The organism is Vibrio sp. Vb0598 (assembly GCF_033338935.1).
GTDB lineage: Bacteria > Pseudomonadota > Gammaproteobacteria > Enterobacterales > Vibrionaceae > Vibrio > Vibrio alginolyticus.
On sequence record NZ_JAWOTP010000247.1, the window covers coordinates 1 to 1,100 of the forward strand.

The 1,100-nt window shown below is 43.1% G+C and carries 1 protein-coding gene and 1 pseudogene; both read right to left on the minus strand.

Annotation, left to right across the window (positions count from 1 at the left end; genetic code table 11):
* Positions 1 to 498 (minus strand): SIMPL domain-containing protein (locus R7Q38_RS24440; RefSeq protein ID WP_318114662.1); only part of this gene is annotated, 498 nt, incomplete at its 3' end.
* Between the two features lie 223 nt (positions 499 to 721).
* Positions 722 to 1,100: pseudogene (locus R7Q38_RS24445) on the minus strand (ArgP/LysG family DNA-binding transcriptional regulator); the annotation flags it as partial.

Here is a 1,100-nt window from a genome sequence, read left to right on the forward strand (position 1 = left end):
TCTCGCATCTTTGATCGCAGCCATGCGTGCTTTTTGTTGGTATTCCGCTTGATTGCTCACTTTCAATTGGATGTTGTCGACCTGATTAATGCCAGCTTTCAACGCCATATCCAAATACTGGTTAAGATCGGCTAAATCTGTCACTGGTACATTGATGCTGCGTGATGCTCTGTATCCAACCAACTCAGCTTTGCCCGAGTTAGGGTAGTGATACTGAGGCGCAAGATACAGGTTTGAGCTGGTGATATTATCCTTTGATAAACCAGCATCAGACAGATATTGGAGAAAATCTTCGACTGTTTTATCGACGGATTGTTTTGCTTGTTCCGCTGTCATGGTGGTATCCACCACTTTTACAGAAAAGGTCGCCATGTCTGGTGTTGCGACCACCTCACCGTAACCCGTTGTTGTTACGTGAGCAAATTCAGGCACATCAGCCAAGACTGAAACACTGCTAAGACTAAGAGCTGAAGCCAGCAAACACGAATACAGTTTCATTCGACAAATCCATCCATATCAATAGTGAAGTGTCTCCACAAATCAGCATCACCGACTTTGTTAAGTCGCCGAGCTGTAGGAGTAAGTGGTTTCATAATAGAAACTTCCGGTGATTATCCAAGCTCCTAACTTCACTTCTAACACAACTTTGACTGTGTAACTTTGGTGTAATTTCAACCATTCGTCATTTAATATTCGTCAGAAATGGTCGTCTATTCAATCACTACTGTGGTAAATGACGCTGTGCATAATTGACAATCGCTTGTGAAATCTCCTGCAATACGCCAGTTTCCAACTGCCAATGGTGCCAATAAATACGATAAGACATCAGGAAGCCAGGCGTAATATCAATTAACGAGCCTTGCTCTAGCTCATCAGTAATTTGCAGACGAGGGATCAAACAATATGCCACTCCAGCTAACGCCATTTTGAGAAAAGCCTCTGAGCTGCTGATGTTGTGATGAATCACGCTATCAGGACGCACATTGAAATGCTCCGTGAGAAACTTTTTATGTAAGTCATCATACTGATCGTAGGAAACCGCTGGCGCCTTTGCTAAGGTCTGATTGTTTACACCTTCAGAAAAGTAACGCTGATAAAAC